Source organism: Gimesia maris, assembly GCF_008298035.1.
Taxonomy (GTDB): domain Bacteria; phylum Planctomycetota; class Planctomycetia; order Planctomycetales; family Planctomycetaceae; genus Gimesia; species Gimesia maris.
In genome coordinates, this window is sequence record NZ_CP042910.1 from 7004887 (window position 1) to 7023295 (window position 18409).

Genomic DNA, 18409 nt, shown 5'->3' on the forward strand with positions numbered 1-18409 from the left:
TGATCACCAAACTTTGCACACGACGCAAGGGAAACGTCTGAGATTTGCAGGGATCGATCAATACGAAATCAACCTGCGCGGTGGTGCCACAGGTGAGACGGAGATTATCTGATGGTACTTCGTGGAGATCGACTGATCGCTCTGCCGACTCGCCCTCTGATTAAAGGGGATCGCAGACATGCTGATTCATTCGTCAAGCGGTTTGAGGCGCAGTGTGAGAGTTACCGTATCGGGATAGCGTCCGTCAGCACCGGCGGTAATCAATTCGACTTTCTGGCGCTGCGTTTGAAATCCCGGATACGATGCGGTGAGTTCATACATCCCGGGAGTCCCTGCGAACGAATACCTCTCATTCTGCTGACTATGATGCGATAGCGTTCCCGTGCCGTTTTGCAGTTGGAGATCACAGCCCGGTAGCGGGACTCCATTCTGAGTAAGGACATTGATCACACGAAATCCCATTTTCGCGGACGGATATTTGATATCGTCGGGCGTCAGGGTTAAGGATTTCGATTCCTGCGCTTTGAGCGAGACCGGAAACGATTCAGTGGGATTTCGAATATCCTGTCTGGTTAAGAAATAGTTACCGGCAGGAATATGGCCCGCCGTAAAGTTCCCCGTTTGATCAGGGTAGATGTGTGCAAGCAGTTGTTTGTCCTCGCTCCATAATTTGAGCGAAGTGCAACCCCCCGGACCGCAGAGCGATTCGTCCAGCTTACCCTGCAATGTTGATAACCCGACTGGTAATGGCAGAGTGACAGTGGTGTTCAATGCTTCGGGAGTGACGCTGATTTTCTTTCGCACCGCAGGATAACCGGGACGCTGGGCGACTAATTCGTATTCGCCCGGAGGAACCTGAGTGAAGACATAAGGTTCACTATTATTCTGGCGTGGTACCAGGATGCCCGTATCCAGTCCGAACGTCCAGACGGGGTTATAGGTCTGAAGCGTCAGGCGCAGGTTTTCGGTCGCCTCTGGCGTACATTTCACCGTGAGCGTGCCGATTTTCTGTTCGATGATGCCGAGCTCCTGATCTTTTGCAAGCAACTGGAACGAGTCGACGCGAACCCATTTATCATGCATTCCCAGGACCGCGTAGTACAGCGTCCGTTTGGCGGGACCGGCTCCATAGAATTGAAAAGCACCATCGCCGTCGGTGATGGTATACGCGCGAAAGATGCCAAAATTCGGGTTCTCGCCGGCCAGCAGCAGACGTGTGTTCGAGAAGGGGACGCCGTTGACTTTCAACCGTCCTGTCAATTCGGGACGACCGCCCAGGTTGAGTGTGCTGGTCTTACCGTTTTCAGGCAGAATGGCCTGACGCACGACGCCATTCGAATTCGCTTCGTCGGCTCGAAGCACGTAACAGAGTTGTTCGGGCAGATGCGCGACTGAGTACTGACCTTTTTCATCGGTAATCACGGTCGCTAAACGTCCCGCATCACTGGTGGCACTGCCGCTGTAGCCAAAACTGTCCTGGAAGAATAAGGTTACGTTCGGTTCCGGCTGGCCTGCAGCATCAGTAACCGTTCCCTGCACTGTACCACCCCGTTTGAGTATCACCTTAATATCAGGCGTCGGAGCGGCTGTGAGGTCGATCTCTTTGACAAGTGTAAAAACATAATCAGGATGAGTGACTTTCAGGGATTCCTGACCAGCATCGAGATGCGTCAGGGTAAATTTTCCGTCAACGGTTTTTGCAGATCCTTCCTCTGTTGTAAATGCCCCTAATGCCGGTGGCATGACGCCTCTGGATTTGGAGAGGGGAATCACGGTGGCTCCGTTGATCGGCTGACCTTGTGCATTCACAACAGTTCCGGAAAGAGAAACCCCCGCTGTCAGTTTGACCTGGATCGGTTTCCCCTGGTTTTCATCGGTATTGATCGGTTCGCTCAGGGTTTGTGCAAAACCGTTCGCAGCGACTTCAATCCTGTAAATTCCAGGTCCATTCACTTCCACTGCGAATTTCCCGTTTAAATTATTGACGTCCTCCCAGCGGGAGCTCTGTACAAAATTAGGACCGCGCAGTGTCCTGATCTTGATCGCACGAACCTGATATTTTTTGACTGGCAGAGAGCTATCGCCGCGGACGACCGTGCCTTGCAGTTTTGGTTTTCCTTTCACCACCACATTCAGAGTGATATTTTCAGACGGAGCGGAGACATCTTTGGGCCCTTGCAACTCGAAATTGGGGGACTGGATATCGAGTTTGTATTTCCCACGCTGAATGGGATCGATCCGAAATTCTGTCTCCCCCGGCCTGATATAGACGCTGCCACTCCGCTGCGGGTCATCTGAATTCGCGAAGATCCAGAAACCACGATACTGCAGAGGGTCGCCAGTAAAGTTGATCTTGCCGGAAATTGAGACCAGCGAGGCAGGTGAAGGATAATGGAGCTTTAAGGAGAGAGGCTGCTCCTGCTTCAACAGAGTGGTTGAGTTGAGCACCGGCTTTCTCGTAAATGTGCTCCCCCCCGCAGGCACAGACACCGTGACGTTGTAGACATCATCCACAATGTGAGGCAGAGTAAAGGTACCATCTTTGCTGATTTCATAACCAGAGGGAGATCTGCCAAAGGTCCACCAGTCGGGAAGCGCAATGATCTTCCACCCGGCCGGAGGTTTGCCGTCCGAGCAAAGGACTTTACCTTTTACTTCGATTCCCTTGCGCTGTACCAGTTTCCGTTTGACGATTTTTTCAGGATCGTCCATTTTGATCACCAGTTTCGTAAAGCCATACTTCGACGAGGAGGTCGCGATCTGGTATTCGAACTCCGAAGGCTTTAAGCCGAGTGTCACCTGGCCTGAGCGATCAGTGGAGGCGGTTTCCGGACTGAAACCACTTGTGTCTGTCAATGATTTGGCATAAACGGTGACATCAGGCACAGGCTTACCCTGCTCATCCACGGTTTCGATCCGCAACTGGCAGGCACGTTCGAGTGTAATATCCTGTACGCTTTTTTTGTCGAACGAGAGCACGACGCGCGGACAGTCTGTACTGCGTTCAACCCCGACCCAGCGTTTGGATTTGATCATGATCCGATGTTCTCCCGGCTTATGGATCTTTGCAAACAAATAACGTCCTTCCTGATCTGTTTTTGTTTGAATCAGCCGCCCTCCATTGCGATGGAGAAGCGTGACCTCGGCATCAGCCACCGGTGCACCGGTTTGATCTACAATGCGTCCACTGAGGATGCCTTGTGGAGCAGGTGACTCTTTTTCGACACTTTTCGGTTGTACCGGGGATTCTGATTTCTGATTTGATCCTGACTTCGTCGTTGTTGCCGCAGCCTGATTCGATTTTGGTTCCTGCTCTGTTTTCGCTGTCGTTTCTTTGTCCTGTTTCACTTCCGGCTCAACTGCTGCTTGAGAACGATCCATCCGGGACATCGGCAGTAGCAGAATGCCAGCGAGTACGATGGTTGTGAAGCCGGCAAGTCCCAGTTTGGCAGACCGGGGAACCGGACGCGAGATAATCCGCCGAATACGTTGTGCCAATGGCTTACGCGGTTCGAGAATTCCAATCAGTTGCAAGCTGAGCTTGTCTGGAAACGAGGTCAGGGCCGCGATATCCAGTAACGTAGACGAATACTGGTGTGACTGCACCTTGAGTGTCACCAGCACAGTTTCATCCACGGCCTGTTCGCGTAAGCGTCTGAGCATGCTATGTGCCAACCACACCAGTGGATTGTAAAAATACAGAATCAGCAGCAAAGTCTGTAAACAGTTCAACTGCAGATCGTAGCGTTTCCAGTGCGCGAGTTCGTGAACGAAGACCTGTCGCAGCTGATCCTGGTTAAGTTGATCCAGCAGGTGACGAGGCAGGATGATCGTCGGTTTCCACAGTCCACAAATTGCGGGACTGCCGACCTGATCAGAGATTTTCAGTTGTACAACATGTTGTTTGAGGCCAGACAGCTGACAGCAATCATGCAGCAGGTTGACAAGTTCAAGCGGTGCCTCTTCTGCTCGTTTGATGAGTTTACTAACCTGACGTGTGCGTCGCACAACGAAAACACACAAGACAGCCACGACCGACAGCCATACCAGCAACAACATCGCAGTGGGGTTGAGCCGTTGATAGGGAACGGATGTTGCTTCGCGAGGTTCTGCAACAGTCAGAGGTGGAACCGGTGTGACGCTGGAAGTTGTTGCAGGTAACGCACTCGGCACTGGTTGAGAATCAGGAACCCTAAACAGAACCGGCGGGCGTTCTGTTGAAACAGTTGTTGTTCGTGGGACCTGCGGATTGAAACGATCAGTCAACTCGACATTTACCACAGCGGGAGCTGTTTCCACTTTCGAAGCTGCGGGAATGTAGTCAGATAACCAGTACGCAGCGCTCGCGGGAGAGTAAAGTGTGACTGGCAGAACGAGCTTGAGCAATACCAGAGTCCAAAGCCAATAGCGGGTGACAGCGCGCACCCGGTGGCGCAGACACAAATCGACCAGTAGCAGAACAACCACCAGGACACAGACCTGTGCCAACATCACGCTGCTGAAGCTCCAGAAACTTTCGCCGTAGTGATTGAGCAGTGTAATGATCTCATTCAATGGTTCAGCCATGTCTCTGACTCCCAATGCTAAAATGTGTTGCTTACTCAGGCTTGCGATCGGCACGTTTGATGATCTTGCGAAGTTGCTGAATCTCTTCGGCAGTGAGTTCTTCTTCATCGACGATGAATTGCAGCATGGGTGTCAGCGCACCATTAAAGGCGCGACTGAGCACACGCTTCAACTCACCTCGTTTGGCATTGTCAGGACTGATAGCAGAGCTGAACAGATTCAGATTTCGAATCGACTTCCTGGTCAACAGCCCCTTAGTCACCATGCGATCCATCGTGGTCTTTACCGTGCTGTAAGCCCAGGCGTAAGATTCTGCTAACGCTTCCTGGACGGTTCCAGCGGCACAGGGTTCGTGCTCCCAGACCACGTTCATGATGACCCATTCCACGTCGGTCATAGTTGTGGACGGCTGATTTGATTTTGCTTTTTTACCCATCAGTTTCTCCTCATATTCGACACGTGCCAACCTTACACTACATGTGTCGTATCGTCAAGGAAATATTTTCCAGATTAGCAGAAAAAACGCTCCGAGTATCAGTAGCAGGATCGTTCTGATCAATGCCCGGAGGACTTCAAAAATTAATCCTCTGATAATTGGAATTGAACAATTTCAAGAATAATGAGCCTGTGTAGAGAATTCGTAAGCGGACTTAGAGGACAATGATTCCATGAATGAACCTGTTGCACCGGAAATGGCTGGTATCACCTGTTTGTGTCTTGGCTTAGCGCTGATCATCTGCGCGACCTGGCACCCGCAATTTCTTCTCTACCGCATGCATGCAGACCGCGTGGCCAGACATTGTGGAGAAGCAGCCACTAAGAAATTATTTCAATTGATTGGCATCGTTTCTGTCGGGTTCAGTCTCAAACACTTTGTTGATGCCTGGTTTTCCTGAATCACCGGCCGTCTGGGAATCGATCTCTACATTGGGGTTTGAAAACCATCACAGAGCGGATTCAGAAAGGCGGGTACCTAAAAGTATCGCAAACAAATCGCGATTCGAACGTGCGACCTCTGCGTCCCGAACTTATTGGTTGCATCTCCAGCATCTTATGGTCAAAAGTCTGGCAGACGATCACCTCGTTCAAAACTGTTGAGGAACCGTCGTGTAGTGGATCTCGGTTACGGTCTGCGGTGCGTTCTCAAGAAACAAAGTCTTCAGTCGCTGGTCTGCATTGCCTCCAACAGCGGTTTACCGTCGACATCAGGGTATTTGAGTCCCAGCAGTCTGGCGATGGTGGGAGCGATCACGGTATTGTCTACAGTGGGAAGTTTTACTCCTGTTCGGATGCCAGCACCGGACAGGATGCACATGGCGTTCATCTTCGGAAGTTTTGCCAGAAATCCATGAGAGCCAAGCGACGTTCGCGCTTCTTCATATGTGGTGACAAGCGTATCTCCCGTCACGGAACCTGAGACTGCATATCCATCTTTCGCGATCAAAATGGCGTCGGGTACCTGGTTGTATTCACGCGGGTGCGGGAATCCGACTTCGTCAAAGCGATCAGGCAAGAGAACGTCGGCAACGCCTTCTTTTCCAACGAACATTTTCTTGAAATCAGCAGCTGCCCGAGCAGCCTCAGCTGGATTAGTGCAGTAAACAAGACCAATGCCACCTTCTGGAATGACATGCACCTGTGCCTGCGTCAGCTTTCCCGCTTCGACCTTCAGTAAACCAGCCTCTCGCAGTAAAACGTTGGGCCGAATTGCTTTGGGTGTGAGCGTAAAACCATGATCAGCCACCAGAATAATCGTCGTCTTTTCACGAATGCCAGCATCATCGATCGCGTCTATAATTCGAGACACACACATGTCTGCATATGCGTTGGCGGTGTAGCCCGCTTGTGACTGTGGCCCCCGCCTGTGATGGGTCGCATCATTATTCAGCAGATGGATAAGCATCAGATGTGGTTTTCGTTCACGAATTAAGTGACACGCTGCTTCAGTCCAGACATAATCCAATCCAACGATGCTGGCTTTCCGAAAAGAGGCGTGTGTCTCGTCCTTCAAGAGCCCCTTTTCAATCAGTTCGGTTCTTAATCGCGGCGTTGTGAAATCAAGAGCGTTGGGCACATCAGGAAACTGGTCATCGAGCGACTTTGAATTGCGCGTACATGGCCAGTTCACTTCAGCGGTTCTCAACCCTGCAGCATGAGCCACATCCACCACGGTGGGAACTTTCACAAGATCACTCTGGTCGCGATGTGAATCAATCTTTACTGGCACTCCAATTCCGCCACGCACCAGAACACCATTTGCAAGGACACCATGTCGACCGGGTTTCATGCCTGTCACCAGAGTTGTGTGGTTGGGCCAGGTGACAGAAGGATCAGAAACTTTCATTCCGCCATCAACGATACAACCTTCGCGCGCGAGTCGACGAATCGTTGGCAATGGGACTTTAGGATCATCAACAAGATAAGCTGCTAACCCGTCAATGCTGATGATGACCACATGACGTTGAGCATTGGCTGCTTGAGCCAAAGTCAGAGTATTTAGACAGACCAGGGCCACAAGAATCAGGCAGTAGAACCGACAATAACGATAACGCATGCAAGCATCTCCCAGGCGATTGGTCTATTGAAATATCACTTTAACCAATGAACTGTGCGTCCAGATGGAATAGTAATCACTTCTCCAGCGTTCGATCAGCACTTTGGCTTCCTATAACGTATCGAAGACTTCCCCATTGATCAATTCAACTCTCAGTTTTCTGTTACAGGATTCAATGTAGCCATTTTCACAGTGCGCCCCCCGCTGCCCAGGCACTCGCGTGCCGGTGCTGTAGCGACGTTCAAAGCTGCTCCGGTTTTTGTCACGACTGACGGGAATAAGTGATTTTGATTTCGAACACGACAATCACGAATTCACCCTGGGCAGATCACGATGAGTATTGAGTAATTTAGTAGACTTTCACTAAAACGAATAATAAAATGGACACTACAAGTGTCCTGAGATGCCAGACGTTTTCTCGGAAATCACTTTTGGTTGGTTTGACGCGTCGTTCGTTTCACTGAAGCGAGTTCACATCGACCTTCAAACTGCAAAAGTTGATGCAACCGGTGCACGAAGCAAACACCGCAAAGTCGCGCCGGTTAGTTTAAGGAGTATGGGCGATCGATGAGTGGCAGCTGTCATGTTACATGATCCTGATAGAGAGGAGAGGATCAACATCCGCTGTCATGTTGGTCTTCCCTGAATAATTCTGATTGTGAATGCAAGATCATATAGTGTGAGTTGATAATAGACAGAAATCCTGATAGAGATAGGCAGAATCAAATTCTGCCTATCAATAGTTAGCTGCAATAAGGATGGCGAGAGCAGGACACCGAAAGAGGGAAGTCGTGAAGAAGAAAATCATCCGTCAATTCATCGAGATTTTCGAGAAATCCTTTGAATTCAAGCCAAAGAAGCTCGACGCGGAATGGCGAGCGATCCACGCGAGTGCCAACGTGCTCATGGTCCGCTACAACCTCTACGTCAAGCCAGGAAAAAAAAGAACAAGAGCGTATTAGATTTGAAAGAATGGATTCAAGCAGACAAACCAGAAAAATGACCATCGCAACTGCAGGCAGCTAACCAGTCGCTGCAGTTGACCCACAGGTTCTTGGTTGTTTTGGCTCGTTCGCTTCGGTCGCGGTATACTGGCCTTCAACCCTGCTCAGGCGAGCGGGCAACTGAGCTTTGTCGTTATCCGCCTTTGAGGGAATTCAAAGCAGAATACAAATGGGTTACTGGCTTTGCGCTGAGAATGATATTGAGGATCTAACCGTAAATTCTTGGCGGTGGGGTGCGACAGTCCCGTTAATTCAGGAGAGCAACATTCTCGAACCCGATGTTGAGATTTTCGGTGACAGAATGGTGTTTGCGAAAATGGACAGTTGCCTAAAACTTGCGGATTGGTTCGAAAACAATTTCCTGAAGGACCTGGACGAGGGGTCTCGAATCGGTCTGGATGGAAAAACGACGTCAGAACGAGATGATGGAACATTTCATCGCGATGATCTCGCCAAGAATTACAGTGCGGACCGAGATTGGCTGCTACAATTCGTCCAGTTCCTTCGGGAATGTGGCGGCTTCAATACACTTGGATGACAATGAAACGGCGGATAACATATCGATGCACCGAAGTGCCCGCTGGTGCGCGTTTTTTGAATTGATCATCGATCGCGGGCACTCAGTGATCTCAAACATTGGCGGGCTGACCAACGTACTCTCATGATTCACCACCGAAGACGACTGCTCATCATCGTTCCACTGCTCGCCGCCGTTGCGTGTTTCCTCGGTTGGTACGCATACGCTGAATACCGCAAGGCCCAATTCCTGCGAGATCTGCATCTTGTCGGCTTCAGCACTTCAATGATCAGCGAGCCACACGAGGAACAAAAGAATGCCGCACATGATCGAGCGGAAGAATTCGGCATCGATTTGTTCGCCGCATACAAAAGTAACCTTGAATCAGGCTTGCGTTTCCAACTTGCATGGATGCTTATCACCAATCAATCAACTGAATACTCCCAATTTGCGAGTCAAAACATCGATTCTGTCCCATGGCCGGAAGTGCGGATTTGGGTCTCTCGCCAAAATCAAGAATCATTGTCACCCAACTATCGCCAGAAACTGCTGGATCTTATCCTCGCGTCACCCACATCCGAAGCAAAACTCGTTGCGGCTCGTTGGCCAGACAACGCGCCGAGGGGGCCGTCCCACAAAGAACGCCAAGCCCCTGAAGAAACCCCGGCGCGTCGATGAAGTGGTGGCGAATCTTCCTGCGTCTGCCTGGAAACGGATGAGTGTTGCGGAAGGAAGTCAGGGACCACGCCTCTACGAATATGCAGAAATCACAGTCTGGTTTTCCGAACAGTCGCGTCCGACTGATCGGCGGGAACGGCTGCTTGTTCGCCGTTCTGTGGGACAAGATTCGGAATTAAAATATCAACGCTCCAATGCACCCGCTGAGATTCCCCTGAAGAAGTTAGCGGAAGTCGGTGGCAGCCGCTGGTGCATTGAAAAGAACTTTCAGAGTGGTAAAGGCGAATGTGGGCTGGATGAATACGAAACGCGCGGCTGGATCGGTTGGCACCATCACACCTGCCTGTCTATGCTGGCGTTACTGTTTTTAACCTTGCAGAAACAGCGGCTGGGAAAAAAACATCCGGGCCTGACTGTTCCGGAAGTCCGTAACATTCTCAGGCATCTGCTATATACAAGAGACTGGACCCCGGCAGTACTCGTCGAATGGAGTCAATGGCGAATCGCCCGCAACCAGATCGCAAAACACTGCCACGAACAAAGAAGAAAAAAAGAACTACGAAGACGCACTAGAAAACGTAAACAGGCGCTGTAGTACTAAAAAGCACCACCAAATGGTTTTGCATCACTTTGATCAAGTAGTTTGGGGGGATCGATGAAGGAAGTTGTCATGCTGGATGATCCTGACGGAGAGGAGTGGATCAACATCTGCTGTCATTTCAGTCTTCCCTCAATCATTTCATTTGTAATTGCTTTTCCTGATGTGTCAATTGATAATTGACACAATTCCTGATCGGTTTAGAATGAATCTAATTCTGTTGATCAATAGTTATCCGTCTCTAGATCTCTACTTTTGCGAGATACTCATGTTGAAAACGATTGCTCTATTTGCCGTTCTCGTGTCATTCCTGCTTTATCCTGGCGAACAACTCCACGCTCAAGAGTCGGCACCGCAGCTGGAGTTTCGACTGGCGGACGACACCGAAACGACCGGGTGGCAGAAGATGGAAGTTCGTGGCAGCGACAAGACGGTATTCGTCTCCAACGAAGTTTCACTGCACGGTGGCCACATCGAAAAAGTGTCGTTCTACAAAGATCTGAACGGGAATCCGTCGGTTGGGCTAACCTTGACCGAGGATGGCGCAAAGGTGATGAAAGAAACAACCTCAAAAAATCAGAACAAGAAGCTCGCCATTTTACTCAACGGCAAGGTTATTAATGCTCCAACTATTCGATCGACAATCGCTAAGGAAGTACAGATCACGGGACGGTTCGACAAAGACGATCTACTAACGTTCTTTCACGCAATTGTCCTGCGGGAACTGCCAGCAAGCGACGGATAACAATGTCGTATTCACGGAAGACGGCAGCACGCGATTACAAATTGTAAATCCTTCACTGTCCCGTTGAACCGTGCCATTATCGGGCTGAAACGACTGTCGGAGAACTTCGACATTTGACGCTGTTCAACCCGGGCTGGTCCTTACTACTTTGCCGATGAAGACCTTTTCTTGCTCCACAACTGGCCGCGGAAAGAGCAAGCCATAGATAACAATTGGTGCCAGGACTAACCGTCTTGAGTGATTCTGTTCGTGAAAACGTTCGCTGATATGCTCCCTTTAACCGAAGCCAGAAATTGATATACAATTCAGGTTTCTGGATAATTAAAATGGAGGCGAATACGCCCACGAAACGTCATTCATCCCGGAAACGACTATTGAAACTTTCCGCGTAACCGTTTTGCCAAGGCGACCATTGTTTGCACAACTCGGGAAACGGAATTTCTGAGCCGCCCTGATGAATTTGCCCTCCAGATATTGCAAGTGCTGTCTTGATGGTACAATGTGTCGAAGAGTCGTGAAAATTGAGCTGTATAAATACAACGGAACCTTTTCAAGAATCAGTCTTCCATAGAAACTGAGTTGCCCCATGAGAGAAATCATGGCAGAACCGAGAGCCAGATGCCGTTGGTATCAGTTCAGCCTGCGAGCAGAACGAAAGTAAGAGAGGATCTACTGACGTGGCCGCACCGAAACGAACCGAAAAGACCGGCCGTGAGGATTCCCGGCGTGTGCATTGGATCGTGATCGTCATCATCGGCATAGGACTCGCAGTGCTTGTCGGCGTCCTGTGGCACTCTGTTGACATCGCGCGCCAAGCGGCACTTCACTCCAGTTGCAGTTGGCCCGTGGGCAAGTTGCACCTCGCGATGCACAACTATCATGCAGTCCACGGCCACTTCCCACCCGCCTTCCTGGCTGACGAGGATGGCACACCTATTCACAGTTGGCGGGTTCTCATCCTACCGTACATAGATGAACAACAGCTCTACGATGCTTACAGTTTCGACGAGCCATGGAATGGGCCGAACAACATTCGCCTGGCCCACAAGATGCCCGAGACCTACCATTGTCCCAGCGAGCCAGAATCGGACTCGATGACGAACTACGTTGTCATTGTTGGGAAGGACACCGCGTTCCCGTTCGACCAGCCGACGTCATATGAGGACTTTCGTGACGGGCGTGACAACACCATTCTTGTGGCTGAGATTGCCGACTCGGTTATCTTCTGGACCGAGCCCCGCGACCTCGCGGCCGACACCATGAGCTCTACCGTCAACCACGAATCGCTGCCGAGCATTTCCAGTGCGCGCCGCCGAGGGCCGTTCGTGAACACGGCCGGTCCCATCACTTCTCATTCCTTGAGTCACAACCTCGACCCCGAGACACTCAGGGCGTTCACCACAATTGCGGCGGGCGATGAGATTTCCATGGTGGAGTTTCGCGACACCGGATTCGAGAGTCTTGGTCACAGTGCGGTCACCGATCAGATTCTGCGAGACTTCAACTACTGGAACAAGGTTAGCGGTCTCTGGCTCAGTCGCTCCAAGGTCACGGATGCCGGCATCGAGTACCTGCGGGGTGCAACACGTCTCTATTCGTTGAACCTGAGCGGTACCGAAGTGACCGATGCAACCCTGGAGCACCTAAAGGGGCTGCCTGAGCTGCATTCCGTCAATCTCCGCGGCACGCAAGTATCCCCTCGTGGTGTACTGGAATTGATCGCGTCGTCAGATTCCATGCAGATCGCGTTCCCAGGAGGGTGGGTGTGGAAGCTCGAAAACGCGCATGGGTTTCAGTTGAAGTTGAGCAGTCCTGCGGTTACAGGAGAACTGTTGAAACTCTTCGGAACCGTTCGAGTTCAGGCTTACTTAGATCTGGACGGAATCGCATTGACGGACGAAGGCCTGGCGAGCCTCGGGGGGTTCGAAGATTTGCGAACACTACGGATTTCCAACACGCAGATTTCCAGCGCCGGCCTGAATCACCTGGCCGGGCTTGCCAGTCTCCGGGAGTTGGACCTCCGCGGCTCAGCGGTTGCCGACGAAGATATCAATAAACTCCAGCGAGCGTTGCCGAACTGCAAGATAGACTGGAACGAGACGAAGTGAGTGATTCTGTTCGTGAAACTCATACGATTTATGGATTCCGAAAAATATACCGGTTTAGCTGGCGCATTATTTTGGTCTGACTCACGTGTCCCTTGTTCTACTGTTTGGAGACGCCCTCTTGAGTACGATCAAGTATTCACTCGCAGGTGGTCTGTCTGGGCCACTTTTGCTTATTGTTATGATTTCTAGATCAGACGACGCAGAAAGCGGAATGGGCTACACTCTGATTCCGGTTGTGTTCTTGGCTTTTTTCCGGATAAGATTTGTGTTTGAATTTGTGTGTTAATATTTTTCCGACAGATAAAGGAATAAAGGGGTCAACGACTGTCTTGGATATTGTCAAGAAGAGTAAAGGAACTGGTTGTATGACTGGTTCTTTATAAGTGATGGGGGCAAGTGTCAGTGAACGAAGCAGACGAAATCGATGAAGCCTATCTCGATGAACTGGATCGGCAATTCTTTACGAACATTGACGCGATTACGGATTCCGCCCTGTCGCTTTTGACGATACGCAACGCGAAACCAAAGTTGATTCGGTTCTTCGAGTGGTTTGCCAGATGGAGCCGCAGGACGATCAACGGAAAAGGAGAACCGGATTTTCCCACGTGGCTCGCACGCCTTACCCGTATGTCGAATTCAATGAAAAAGAAACGGTACGCTGCAGACCCGATGGCAGGAATCGCAGTCATGATCGGCGACCTGATGGACGATATCGCTTACGTCGGAACTAAACAGCAGCATGTGGACCGGTCACTGGAAATACTTGGTCTGCTGAAGAACCTGTCAGAAGAAACATCACAGGGAAACACCTGACAACAATCGGTTGCACCGGAGTCTCGTTGAACAACATAGAAAGCACCCTCCCATGCGATTTCAGGGGAGGATAAATAGAAATCTGCCCACACCTGAGGTTCAGGGGGCAAGAGAGGCAACTTCAGGTTGCCAGGAGGCGAACGAATCACATCTGGAAAAACAAAGGCTTACGGACCTTAAATCAAGTCCGTAAGCCTTTATTATATAACAACTTAAAAGTCGGGGCGACACGATTCGAACGTGCGACCTCTGCGTCCCAAACGCAGCGCTCTAGCCAAGCTGAGCTACGCCCCGCAACTTAATCAGAGGCACAGTTTAGAGAGACAGGGAGAAGCCGTCAATGGTTCTCTATGCTCTCTTCTAAAAATATGTAACCTCTGGTAATGCAAGCAGATATTTAAACCATCATCAGCATTAAGCGAGGATTTCTTTAATCAAATTTCCATGAACGTCAGTCAGGCGACGATCGAGACCATTATTATAGTATGTCAGCTTATCATGCTGGAAACCGAGCAGATGCAACGCGGTCGCGTAGAAATCCCAGACGGTGGTCGGATTGAGCTCGGCCCGGCGACCGAATTCGTCAGTGGCACCATAGCTGGTGCCCCCTTTAATACCGGCGCCCATCATCCAGCAGGTGAAGCCGTCCGGATTGTGATCGCGGCCGAGCGTCCCCGACTGATGTGTGGGCATGCGACCGAATTCAGTCGTCCAGAGGACCAGCGTTTCGTCGAGGAGCCCGCGCTGCTTTAAATCGGTGAGCAGCGCCGCCGTCGGTTGATCGAAGATGGGACAGTGCCGTTCGTAGTCGGCTTTGAGGGTCTTGTGTGCGTCCCAGTTCAACAGGCCATCCACGCCTGATGCCCGCGAGGAACAGTATAAGTTCAGATAGCGCACGCCCCGCTCCAGGAACCGTCGCGCGAGCAGACAGTTGCGCGCGTAAGCCGCTTTCAGCTTATTCGGGTCTCCCGTGCCGTACTGTTCGTGGATGGATTTGGGCTCGGAAGCGAGATTCGAAACTTCTGGTGCCGACAGCTGCATGCGGGCTGCAAGTTCGTAGGCTTCGATGCGCGCCTGCAGATCGGTGTTGCCCGGCCTCTGTTCGGCGTGTTTCTGATCGAGGAACTTTAAGAACTCACGCGTGGCTTTCTCTTCTTTGGGAGAAATCCCCTCGGGAATTTTCAGATTGCGAATGGGAGACTGCGCGTTCATCACGATCGCCTGATGCTGGGCGGGGAGGAAGCCGTTGCTCCAGTTGGCTTTGCCGTTAGGGGGTTCGCCGCGGATATCGGGAATGGCGATGTAGGCGGGCAGGTTTTCATTTTCACTGCCGAGTGCATAACCGAGCCAGGCACCTGCGCTGGGATAGCCTTCGGTATCGTGGCCGGTATTCATGAACACACAACCGGGACCATGCGTGTTGGTTTTGGTGGTCATCGAATGAATGAAGGCGATGTCATCGACGTGGCGAGACATGTGAGGCAGCATGGTCGTACACATTTTGCCCGTCTCTCCCCGGGGTTTGAACGCCCAGGGACTTTTCATGAGGTTGCCGTTTTTCCCCTGAAAGCTGACGAAGTTCTCTTCGCCGGGCAGCGGCTTGCCGTGATACTTTTCCAGGCTGGGTTTGTGTTCCCACAAATCCATGTGCGAGGCGGCGCCGGGGCAGAAGATCTGCAGGACCCGTTTGGCTTTTGGCGGGAAATGTGTTTCATCGACGCCGGGCTGCCAGTCTTTGTTCTGTTTTGTATTCCCCGGTTTGGCATTCGCGGCTGACAGATCGTTGAGAAGCAGGTTCGTCAGTCCGAGACCGGCCATGCCTGTATAGACGCTGGAAAAAAACGAACGGCGGGAATGCACCTGCTGCAACAGACGTCGCGTCGTGAATTGTTCAAACGGATTCAACATAAGGTTCACCAGTTCAATCGAGATAAATCAGTTCGTTGGAATTAATCATGGCCCGACACAGGGCTTCCAGGTCACTGGCGGCAATGAGTGCGCGGGCGGCCTGTTGTTCTTCAGATCGAGGAGCACGTGAATAGAGTAACTGGAACGCGCGAACAATCTGCTGATCGACGTGTTCCGTGCCCGCATCCTGCCTGAGCCGTGCGGCGAGAAAGCGGGAGAGATCGAGTGTAAATTGATGGTTCATGAGTGTCAGCGCCTGAAGCGGCGTGGTGGTGGTATTGCGTCGGGGTGCGGCGAAGGCATTATCGGGACAGTCGAAATCTGTTAACAGATCGACGCGGGCGGCACGGGCATTCTGATGATAGACGGCACGGCGGTAGGTTTCCGGGCCGAACTCTTCGAGAGGTACGTAGGTGGCGACGTTGTCCTGCAGATATTCATATAAACGAAAGCCGGGACCACCCATTTTGAGGTTCAGTTTTCCGGTGACGGATAACAGGGTGTCGCGAATTTCTTCCCCCGACAGACGACGGGGCGGGTACCGCCAGAGCAGGCGCGAATCGGAATCGATGCGGGCGGCGTCTTCGCGGAAGGTACTGGCCTGCTGATACGCTTGCGAGAGCATGATCTGTTTCTGAATGTCTTTGAGCCGCCAGTCGTTCTTCTGAATCTGAAGGGCCAGCCAGTCGAGCAGTTCGGGATGACTGGGTTTTGTGCCCATGTAGCCGAAGTCGCTGGGTGTGGAGACAATACCGGTTCCGAAATGGTAATACCAGAGTCGATTCGCGAGTACGCGCGGCGTGAGCGGGTTGTCTTTGGAAACGATCCAACGGGCCAGTTCCAGGCGACGCTGTCCTTGCGGGCTGTTGGCATCGAGCTTGTACCCTTCAGTCACTTTATTGAGTGTGGTCATGCTGGCGGGAACGACGGTTTCCCCTTTGCGCTGCGGATTGCCGCCGACGAAGATGTGGAAGGGACCATTGACCTGACTGTGATGCCCCACCCACCAGGAAGGGGGATCGGGAATGGCGGCCAGCTGGCGATCGACTTCTCTTATCTTTTTATTGAACTCATTGAGCTGACTGCGTTCTTCTACTGTCACTTCCAGATCGTAAAACCGTTTGCGGCGGTGAGAGGAGCTGACGGGTTTGCGGTTATGGGATGAGGCGACTTCCTGCCAGGTTTTACCGTCGGTCGAAACTTCGAGTTTGTATTCCGCCAGGAAGGTGGCTTTATAGTTGCTCATGGCGGTGCCGGAGCGGTCACTGGAGAAGACGATCCGATTGATGGTCTGTGGCGTTTTGAGTTCGATGGTCAGATCGGGGCTGCCGGCGATCCAGCAGGCACCGATTTTTCCGTCAATGGTCAAGCCAACATCGTAGGCTCCGGCAAAGTCGCCGGCGACGCGACTGTTCGCGCCGCTCGCTTTGCCGCCGTTCCTTGCGAGCGCAACATTCTGCGGCGTATCGCCGGCGGTCCAGACTTCAAATTCATCGACGCGATATCCGGTCATGGCGCGGGGGTTGGTATCGAGCCCCTGCGAAGTGAGTCTCACATATTTTGCTGTGACGGGCGGGAACGTTTCTTCTACTCCCGTTCGTTTCGCTGGTTCTCGGGTCCACTCTTTTTCGTACGCGGCGGATTTCTGCTCTGCCCGCTGCTGTATGGTGTTTTCAATTGCGCTTTTCTGTTTCAGCAGTTCTGCTTTTTCTTTTTGCAGTGGCTGGCGTTTCTGGGTTTGTGCCTGCCGGTCCTGGGGATCGGCAATCACGCGGCTGCCATGCCGGACACCAGCGAATGTAGCGTACAGGCTGTAATAATCCTGCTGTTTGATAGGATCAAATTTATGATTGTGACAGCGACTGCAGCCGACCGTCAGTCCGAGGAAGGCTTCGCCTGTGGTACGGATCATGTCGTCAATCGTGTTGGCACGAATCTGGGCGGCCTGCACCGGGTCCTGGTTGCCTACGTTATCGTAAGGACCACAGACGAGGAATGTGCTACCGACGACGACATCGGGGTCATTTTTTCCAATCACATCGCCGGCCAGATGTTCGATCACCAGTTGATCAAAGGGTTTGTCTTCGTTGAACGAACGGATGACATAATCGCGGAAGGGCCAGGCATTGTCGATAATCACGTTGCGTTCAAAACCATTACTCTCGCCGAAACGAACGACATCCAGCCAGTGGCGGCCCCAGTGTTCGCCGTAACGGGGGGAATCAAGCAGGCGATCAATGAGCCGTTCGTATGCGTCCGGTGACTGATCTTTTTCGAAGGCGGCAACCTCTTCCGGCGTGGGAGGCAGGCCCGTCAGATTATAGGTGGCCCGCCTGATCAGTTCTCGTTTTGTGGCGCGCGGTGCTGGTTTGAGATTCTTCTCTTTCAGTTTCGCGAAGATGAACCGGTCGATGGGGCTGGTCTGCCAGTTGGCGGGTGCGTCTTTGTCTTCGGGGGGAGCTGCCTCTGCCAGGGGTTGCAGGGACCACCAGCTGAGATCCGCCTTGGATTTTTCCTGAAGCGTGAGACCGGCGGGCCAGGCGGCACCTTCTTTGATCCAGCGGGTGAGCAACGCAATTTGTGCTTTCTTGAGAGGCGGCCCTTCTTTCGGCATGGCGGCCTTGCCGGTATCGGCGCTGGTGTGAATCACGTCCAGCAGATAGCTTTCCTCAGGCTTGCCCGGCGTCAGGTAACCTGCGTCTTTGATTGACTGCAACGTGGCCAGGGAGAGATCCCCTTTTTCATTACCCGGATTGTGGCAGCGGATGCAGTGATGGACGAGCAGCGGGGCGATTTCTTTTTCGAAATTGACCTTGGCTGTTGAGTCCGGGGTGGGTTCAGCCGCCGTAACCAGCAGGCCGAGGACTGTCAAAAACAGGGTGATCAGACAAAATCGAGCGAGAGGAAATTGAGTCACA

The 18409-nt window shown here is 51.9% G+C and carries 12 protein-coding genes, 1 tRNA gene and 1 pseudogene; 8 read left to right on the plus strand and 6 right to left on the minus strand.

Features of this window, described 5'->3' with window-relative positions:
* Positions 1-186: 186 nt before the first annotated feature.
* Positions 187-4566 (minus strand): carboxypeptidase regulatory-like domain-containing protein, encoded by a 4380-nt coding sequence (locus tag GmarT_RS26055; protein WP_002644623.1) that lies wholly within the window; start codon positions 4564-4566, stop codon positions 187-189.
* Between the two features lie 31 nt (positions 4567-4597).
* On the minus strand, positions 4598-5002 hold the full coding sequence (locus GmarT_RS26060; protein ID WP_044236591.1) for a BlaI/MecI/CopY family transcriptional regulator: 405 nt from the start codon (positions 5000-5002) through the stop codon (positions 4598-4600).
* Between the two features lie 232 nt (positions 5003-5234).
* Between GmarT_RS26060 and GmarT_RS26065 the strand changes: the two genes are divergently transcribed.
* A complete protein-coding gene (locus GmarT_RS26065; protein WP_002644621.1) occupies positions 5235-5462 on the plus strand; it encodes a hypothetical protein in 228 nt (75 codons plus the stop codon).
* A gap of 263 nt (positions 5463-5725) precedes the next feature.
* Here the strand turns inward: GmarT_RS26065 and GmarT_RS26070 are convergent, their stop codons facing one another.
* Complete coding sequence (locus tag GmarT_RS26070; protein WP_002644620.1) at positions 5726-7120, minus strand: alkaline phosphatase family protein; 1395 nt, start codon at positions 7118-7120, stop codon at positions 5726-5728.
* Between the two features lie 791 nt (positions 7121-7911).
* Here GmarT_RS26070 and GmarT_RS29640 point away from each other — a divergent pair.
* From GmarT_RS29640 to GmarT_RS26100, 7 genes and pseudogenes are all read left to right on the plus strand, one after another.
* Positions 7912-8082, plus strand: a complete 171-nt coding sequence (locus GmarT_RS29640) for a hypothetical protein (RefSeq protein WP_155367791.1) — start codon at positions 7912-7914, stop codon at positions 8080-8082.
* 211 nt (positions 8083-8293) lie between these two features.
* Positions 8294-8662: a hypothetical protein gene (locus GmarT_RS26075; protein WP_002644618.1), complete on the plus strand. Its 369-nt coding sequence runs from the start codon at positions 8294-8296 to the stop codon at positions 8660-8662.
* A gap of 123 nt (positions 8663-8785) precedes the next feature.
* On the plus strand, positions 8786-9319 hold the full coding sequence (locus GmarT_RS26080; RefSeq protein WP_002644617.1) for a hypothetical protein: 534 nt from the start codon (positions 8786-8788) through the stop codon (positions 9317-9319).
* Positions 9234-9892: pseudogene (locus tag GmarT_RS26085) on the plus strand (transposase family protein); the annotation flags it as partial. The gene GmarT_RS26080 and the pseudogene GmarT_RS26085, both read left to right, overlap by 86 nt.
* A gap of 293 nt (positions 9893-10185) precedes the next feature.
* Positions 10186-10662: a SecDF P1 head subdomain-containing protein gene (locus GmarT_RS26090; protein ID WP_149303436.1), complete on the plus strand. Its 477-nt coding sequence runs from the start codon at positions 10186-10188 to the stop codon at positions 10660-10662.
* 677 nt (positions 10663-11339) lie between these two features.
* Entirely contained in the window at positions 11340-12770 is a 1431-nt protein-coding gene (locus GmarT_RS26095; protein WP_002644613.1) for a DUF1559 family PulG-like putative transporter, read from the plus strand.
* Between the two features lie 396 nt (positions 12771-13166).
* Entirely contained in the window at positions 13167-13583 is a 417-nt protein-coding gene (locus GmarT_RS26100; RefSeq protein ID WP_149303438.1) for a hypothetical protein, read from the plus strand.
* A 219-nt stretch (positions 13584-13802) separates the two neighbouring features.
* On the opposite strand, the gene GmarT_RS26105 is transcribed toward GmarT_RS26100, so the two are convergent.
* The 3 genes from GmarT_RS26105 to GmarT_RS26115 form a co-directional block, all read right to left on the minus strand.
* Positions 13803-13877 (minus strand) — tRNA-Pro (locus GmarT_RS26105).
* A gap of 120 nt (positions 13878-13997) precedes the next feature.
* Positions 13998-15491, minus strand: a complete 1494-nt coding sequence (locus GmarT_RS26110; protein WP_002644611.1) for a DUF1501 domain-containing protein — start codon at positions 15489-15491, stop codon at positions 13998-14000.
* 13 nt (positions 15492-15504) lie between these two features.
* Positions 15505-18408, minus strand: coding sequence for a DUF1553 domain-containing protein (locus tag GmarT_RS26115; protein ID WP_002644610.1), 2904 nt, complete (start codon positions 18406-18408; stop codon positions 15505-15507).
* Position 18409: the final 1 nt, after the last annotated feature.